General features: G+C 29.6%; 7 protein-coding genes and 2 pseudogenes. 6 read left to right on the forward strand and 3 right to left on the reverse strand.

Annotated elements, in window-relative coordinates:
* Positions 1-137: 137 nt before the first annotated feature.
* Together AC13CQ_RS08965 and AC13CQ_RS08970 are read left to right on the forward strand one after the other, a co-directional pair.
* Positions 138-461 (forward strand): annotated as a pseudogene (locus AC13CQ_RS08965) (ATPase); the annotation flags it as partial.
* A 633-nt stretch (positions 462-1094) separates the two neighbouring features.
* Complete coding sequence (locus AC13CQ_RS08970; protein WP_335587996.1) at positions 1095-1631, forward strand: lipid-binding SYLF domain-containing protein; 537 nt, start codon at positions 1095-1097, stop codon at positions 1629-1631.
* A gap of 104 nt (positions 1632-1735) precedes the next feature.
* Here AC13CQ_RS08970 and AC13CQ_RS08975 read toward each other — a convergent pair whose 3' ends face one another.
* A complete protein-coding gene (locus tag AC13CQ_RS08975; protein ID WP_335587997.1) occupies positions 1736-2137 on the reverse strand; it encodes a VOC family protein in 402 nt (133 codons plus the stop codon).
* Between the two features lie 199 nt (positions 2138-2336).
* Here AC13CQ_RS08975 and gntA point away from each other — a divergent pair, with 199 nt between their 5' ends.
* From gntA to AC13CQ_RS08995, 4 genes are all read left to right on the forward strand, one after another.
* Positions 2337-3005 (forward strand): guanitoxin biosynthesis heme-dependent pre-guanitoxin N-hydroxylase GntA, encoded by a 669-nt coding sequence (gene gntA / locus AC13CQ_RS08980; RefSeq protein ID WP_335587998.1) that lies wholly within the window; start codon positions 2337-2339, stop codon positions 3003-3005.
* A complete protein-coding gene (locus AC13CQ_RS08985; RefSeq protein WP_474507411.1) occupies positions 3002-3595 on the forward strand; it encodes a DUF1989 domain-containing protein in 594 nt (197 codons plus the stop codon). The genes gntA and AC13CQ_RS08985 overlap by 4 nt, the downstream gene beginning before the upstream one ends.
* Complete coding sequence (locus AC13CQ_RS08990; RefSeq protein WP_474507410.1) at positions 3585-4118, forward strand: hypothetical protein; 534 nt, start codon at positions 3585-3587, stop codon at positions 4116-4118. The genes AC13CQ_RS08985 and AC13CQ_RS08990 overlap by 11 nt, the downstream gene beginning before the upstream one ends.
* Positions 4119-4303: 185 nt before the next feature.
* Complete coding sequence (locus AC13CQ_RS08995; protein ID WP_474507409.1) at positions 4304-5566, forward strand: GAF domain-containing sensor histidine kinase; 1263 nt, start codon at positions 4304-4306, stop codon at positions 5564-5566.
* Positions 5567-5580: 14 nt separating this feature from the next.
* On the opposite strand, the gene AC13CQ_RS09000 is transcribed toward AC13CQ_RS08995, so the two are convergent.
* Both AC13CQ_RS09000 and AC13CQ_RS09005 read right to left on the reverse strand, forming a co-directional pair.
* A complete protein-coding gene (locus tag AC13CQ_RS09000; RefSeq protein ID WP_474507408.1) occupies positions 5581-6132 on the reverse strand; it encodes a hypothetical protein in 552 nt (183 codons plus the stop codon).
* Between the two features lie 29 nt (positions 6133-6161).
* A pseudogene (locus tag AC13CQ_RS09005) lies at positions 6162-6572 on the reverse strand (SDR family oxidoreductase); the annotation flags it as partial.
* Positions 6573-6709: the final 137 nt, after the last annotated feature.

Here is a 6709-nt window from a genome sequence, read left to right on the forward strand (position 1 = left end):
AGAAACTTGGTATAATAGAAAAAGATTACACTCAGCTTTAGGATTAAAATCTATTGATGAGTTTGAAACAGATATGTACAATCAAAAATTAGCAGCATAATCTCTTTTCTCTTTGTCTAGTTTTTTGTTGCAAGTCCATTCCTTCTCGAAATATCGTTTTTGGATTTAACAATATCGGGTATCGAATAATTGAACAATATGGAGATCACCGATTTTATTGTTTTGATGATCTAGGAGTAGAACCTATAGGACGCCATTTTGGAAAGGATTGTAATGTGTTGGGAGAAATCTTGTTATCTAGACATGAACTATTGTTGGGACATAAGGTAAAAACACATGCTACCACTAATCTAAATGCGAAAGAACTGGAAGGACGGTATGGAAACCGTGTGCGCAGTCGAATGCGTGAACTTTTTAATCTGGTAGCTTTTGATAAAGGGAGTGGGGATAAGCGAAGATAGGAAGAATAAAATATAAGATATTTCGTAAAAGTGATAGTCCGTTAACAAATTTAATACTTCAAACACTGGTAATGAAAATAGCAAGAATCCTGCTTAAAATGTACAAGAAATTAATTTTTTATGAATGATTTTTATCAATAGTGTGATTTACACACCCAGTTTATGATGATAAAAAAATATGGTCGTAGAAAATAACCATATACTTATAGCATTTTTTTGTTTGACCAAATATTGTATAAAAAAACTGATAATCAAATAATTATATTTGTAATAATTAAATGTAGTGGCTATGTAACCCTTGTTTTTTTTAAATCATACAGATACTTCTCAATTTTATACTCTAGAAAATTTTTGAATTACTGTGGTTTATTTTTCAAGGTGCAATTGTTAGTTTTTAAGATGAAATTTTATGAGAAGACTACTACTATTGTTTATTGTATTTATTATTGGTACTTCCCAAATTTTCTTAATAGTAGCAATGTCATATACTTTGATTGCATTAAAAATAGATTTAATAGTGGTAATAATGTTATTAATAATCCTATAAATTAGTTTCAAAGGAACTTACAAGCTATCATTAAGTTTTGTTATCCTTTTAATTTAAAATGAACAATTAATATAAAATTATTTATTATGAAGAGTTTGAAATTTTATACATCGATACTAATGTTACTAGTTACGGTAACAGTTTTTTCTCAAAATGAGAAAGATCAAAAAATTATATCGGATGCAGAAAAAGCTAAAAGTAAATTGATAAATACAGATGAAGGACTGAATAATTTTTTCTCTAATTCTTCCGGATATGTTATTTTTCCAAATGTGGGGGAAGGAGCATTAATTATTGGTGGTGCATCAGGTAATGGTGCGGTATATGAAAATGGAACACTAGTAGGAATGGCTAGTTTAAAAAAAGTAGATGTTGGACTTCAAGCTGGAGGTCAAGAGATTACGGAAGTAATATTTTTTGAAACTGAAGATGCTTTAAATGAATTTAAGCAAGGTGAATATAAGTTTACTGCTGAAGCTTCAGCAATAGCTGTAGAAAAAGGTGCTGCTAAAAATGCAAATTATAGTGATGGGGTAATTGTTTTTACTAAGCCTAAAAAGGGATTAATGGCAGATTTGTCTATAGGAGGACAAAAATTTAATTATAAACCAATACACAAATAAAATTCTTTTTACTTAACGTTTTTTAATAAGGAGGTTGGCTTAAAGCCAATCTCCTTATTTTTTAAAAGATTCATATTCCTTATAAAAGAGGACAAGAATCAAAATTATTCAGTTTTATAATTGACCATCCAATTGATGCCAAATTTGTCAGTACAACGTCCAAAATATCCCCATTCACGCTCTTCGAATTCATGATGTATTTGACCATCCGAAGCTAATTTTTTAAACACTTCTTCCGCTTGTGCTTTATCAGCAGAATCTACACTCATATGGATTTGATTTCCTTTGTTAATTGGGGTATCTGGAGAAGCATCATAGGCCATAAAGTAAACGCCATTACCTTTTAATTCTGCGTGTTGTAGTTTAGTACGATAGGAGCTAGGGATGTCGCTTTTAACATTTTCATATGTTTGTTTATTTGTAATAGTAGCATTAAAAAGTGAGCCATAAAAATTTAATGCTTCTTGGCAATTACCATTAAATGCTAAATAAGATTGAACTTTCATTATTCTATATATTTAAGGTTTATAAAATTTAATTTTTTAAAAAGTTTCATTGTTCAGTAAAAAAATAAAACAATGGTTATTGAAATTTAAAGGATAATTTCTTAAAACATTATTAATGAAATGGATATAGTTAATATAAAACTGTTTTGAGTTAATATTTAGGTGGCTTTCTCAATAAATTTATTAAAATTTTAATTTTATGAATTCAAAAACAACCGACCATAAGAAAATAGGGGGCGATATCGAAAAGTTCATAATCGATGACAACCATCCATGTTTAATGGCTCAATCCGTAATTTTAAATAATTCTTATAAAATGCTAATTTTAGAGAACTCTTCTTTGAGAGAAGTTCATAAATTATATAAGTTTTTAGAAGAGCATGTTGCCAAAGAGAAACGCCCTGCTAATTCATTTTATTCTACTATTGCTGTATTTCCAAATAATAATGTAAGCAACTCTCTAGAGTTTGAAGATTTTTTGTGGAACATTTTATACAAGCTTAATTCAATGGATACTTATGACTGGGATCCATCCGTGAGTAAACATTTAAATGATAATAATTATAGTTTTAGTATAGTTGGACGTGCATTTTATATTGTAGGGATGCACCCTAATAGTTCCCGGAAAGCACGTCAAATGCCCTATGCTACCTTAGTTTTTAATTTACATAGTCAGTTTGAAAAACTTAGAGAAATGGGCGCTTATAATCAAGTAAGAAATAGAATTCGTAATAGAGATATTAAGCTTCAAGGGACCATAAATCCTATGCTTAAAGATTTTGGACAAGAGAGTGAAGCCAAACAATACAGTGGAAGAAAAGTAGAAAAAAATTGGGAATGCCCATATTTTAAAGATGAAATAAAATGATAGAAACAATTCCAAAACGCAGTGGAACATCATTCATTTTAAAAAAAGGTCAGTTCTTAAAAGTTATTAATCCAGAAGGAGGACAAGTGTCTGATATGATTTTAATAAATAAAGATGATATTAGAGAAAAAATTTCTTCTGGTAAAACGTTAGATTATGAAGAAACCTTACTAATTACTACCAATAATTATTTATGGAGTAATCGAAGTAATAAAATGATGAAAATAATAGAAGATACGAATGGAAGAAATGATTTTTTACTTGCTCCCTGCGATCAAAAAACCTTCAATCATTTTTATAATATAAATTCACCGCAGCCAAGTTGTCTCTCAAATTTATATAAGCACTTACAAGATTATGAAATTCCTATTGATGCAATTCCAACAGCTTTTAATATATTTATGAATGTGACCTTTGCTTCGGATGGTACTTTAAAAGTGTTGCCACCTACAGCAAAATCTGGGGATTATGTACTATTTAAAGCAAAAATGAATTTAATTGTTGCATTAACTGCTTGTGGAGCAAAAGCTAGTAATGGCGGGGAGTTTAAATCTATTCAATATGAAGTTTTAGAAGATTATGAGTCTTGATGTTAGTAATAAAAAGCCAATTTACGGAGGATTGATAACGTTTTCAATTACAGCACTAGGTGTTTTTTTGCTAGGTAATATTTCTGGCTATGAGGCAAAACAATTAATTTCTTCTTCTTTGCAGGGAATTAATATGTTATGCAATACAATTGTTTTAGCCTCGGCTACTATTTTAGCACTTTTATTAACTCTTTTAGGAATTAGTACAGGAACCAAATCTAAACTTAAAGAAGCGCATTATCGTCAAGTTATTTCCATTGCTAAATATGATTCAGTTTTATTTATAGCAGCACTTATACTATTCCAGTTTTTTAATATTCCTATAACAGAAACAGAAAATGTCCCTGCTGAATGGTATAAATATGTGTATTGGGCTACTTTATTTTTTTCTTCTCTTATAAGTGGATTTATGGTATCTATTGTACTAATGCTTTATGAAACGATTAAAAATATTATTGATATTGTAGGTTTAAATAAAGACCATCGATTGTTATCTTCTGAAGAAAAAGAAGAGCAGCCTTAATACCCATTTTCATCATAAATTTACTTTGGATTATGGAAGATTAACTCAATAAAAACAAATGATGACTCATATGAAGCAATTACACCCATAAATTTCTATTTTCAAAATTATTAATTTAACTTTAAATTGGCTACACTTAAAACGATTATAATTAAAAACTAAATTAAACCTATTCTTCTCAATTTATGGATAATACATTAGATTTTTATATTCAAAAGGATCTTGATACTATCAATGATTCCAAATTATTACCACAGATACTAGATGAAGTTCTTGAAATAACACAAATGGGTTTTGTTTGTATTGCCAGAATGTCTGAAACGCAATGGATAACGTCACTTATTAAAAAAAACATAGAACTAAATATACCTAGAGGATTGTGTCTTCCTTTATCTCAAACTATTTGTAGTGAAGTTAAATTGAGTAGAAAGCCTGTTTTTATTGATGATTTAGAAAACAATCCTGATTTTTCTAATCACTCCTTAGTTGTAGATTATGGATGTAAAAGTTATGCAGCCTTACCACTGTATAAAAATAATGAAACCTTTTTTGGAACCTTAGTATTAATGGATATTTCTCCAAAAACATTCAATAGGTATAAAATGAAGACTGCATTGCAAAAATCGATTTTTCAGATATCGTCATATTTGGAAATGAAAGATACTATTTATCAGCTAAATAGGGAATTGTCTGAAGAAAGAAGACTTGCAGAGTTAAGAGATACTTTTATAGCCATATTAGGTCATGATTTAAGAAATCCAGTGGCAACTACACGGATGATATCCGATATTTTGATACATCAAAAGCTTCCTGAAGCTGTTACGAATCAACTTAAATTAATAAAATCATCTTCTTATCGAATGCAAGAATTAATTGATACTATTTTGGATCTAGCCAAAGGTCATATTGCTGATGGTATTCGACTAAATTTAGTGAGAAATAAAAATCATTTAATAAATTCACTCTCACAAGTAATCTCGGAGGCGAAGGCAATTGATCCATCTCGAACATTTAAAACAACTATCGAAATTGATAAAAGTTTCCCTTGTGATGTTGACAGATTAGGACAGCTCTTATCAAATTTATTAAGTAATGCTATAAAGCATGGTAACCGTAAGGATCCTATACTTATTTATACAGGAATTAAATTTAATTCTTTTATAATTTCTGTAACAAATACAGGTCCCCGCATTTCCGAAAATGTTTCAAAAAATTTATTTAAGCCGTATTATAAAGAAAACTCAATTAAAAATGCACAAGGTCTCGGACTGGGTTTATACATAGTTTCAGAAATTGCAAAAGCACATCAAGGAACGGTAGAAGTTAATTCAAATGATATACAAACTACGTTTTCCTTTAAAATGTCAATAAAAAAATTACTTTCAAAGTCTTATAGTTTTACTAAAACAAATACCAATATATTGGAGAAAAAAATGGCTAAGGTGTAAAGAACAAACATAAATTAAGGCTCGGTTTTATGTACTAAATAATTGGTTAGTTTGTTCCATTGTAAGTTTTGTATACCTAACCAACCACCAATTGCTATTATGGTGTTTATAATTTTACGATTTCCTGCTTGCTCGCCTTTATTGTTTATGAATTCATCACATCCCACTTCATAGCCAAAAATAGTATGCCCTTTTATTTCAACCTTAAATGTACTACTTGCATCCTCTACTAAAAAATGAGCTATTTGGTTGTTGTTTTTATTTGGATCTCTAGCAGGGCGTACTTTAATAAAAGCTAAGGTATCACTTTTAAAAATATCTGTTATTTTAACCCAATTATGTGGTAGGAGTTTAGAGAAGGAGATTTTTATATAATATCCAACTTTGATTTCACTATGAAATTTTTGTTGTACCGGATTGTAAACTTCAAAAGTAGCAGTATATCCAGGTAGGGCAGACCATTGTTTTACATCAAATAGTTTTTTCATAGACTCTATAAAAGCATTCCTAGCTTCTACTGTGGTTTTATATTCTCTATAGTTTTTAAAGCACCTATTTTTAAACATAGCTTTCTAGAGTTTTGAATTATAATATATTATCCGCCTATTATGGTTCCTCCATTAATATGCATGGTTTGTCCTGTCATATAACTACTATCTTCACTAGCTAAAAATACATATGCTGGTCCCAATTCAGCTGGTTGTCCAGCTCTGCCTATGGCAGTATCCTGACCAAATTTCTCATAATCATTCAACGTAGCGGGTATAAGTGGCGTCCATATCGGACCAGGAGCAACAGCATTTACCCGAATTCCTTTCTTTGCTAATGAGGTAGATAATGATCTAGTAAACGATAAAATTGCACCTTTAGAACTTGAATAATCTATTAAAGTAGGATTGCCTCGGTAAGCAGTAATGGAGGTTGTATTAATAATAGTGTCTCCTTCATTTAGGTAATTTAATGCATTTTTAGTTAAATAAAACAAAGGGAAAACATTGGTTTCATACACTACTCCCCATCTGTAAGACAGTTTAAATATATATCTAATTATTTATGATGCTATTCTTTTTGTATTATAAATTTGATCAGGTGGTACTTTTCCTATTTCAGTATGCCTTCTTTTGGTGTTATAGAATTCAATAT

The sequence above is a fragment of the Galbibacter sp. L-19 genome, assembly GCF_056857615.1.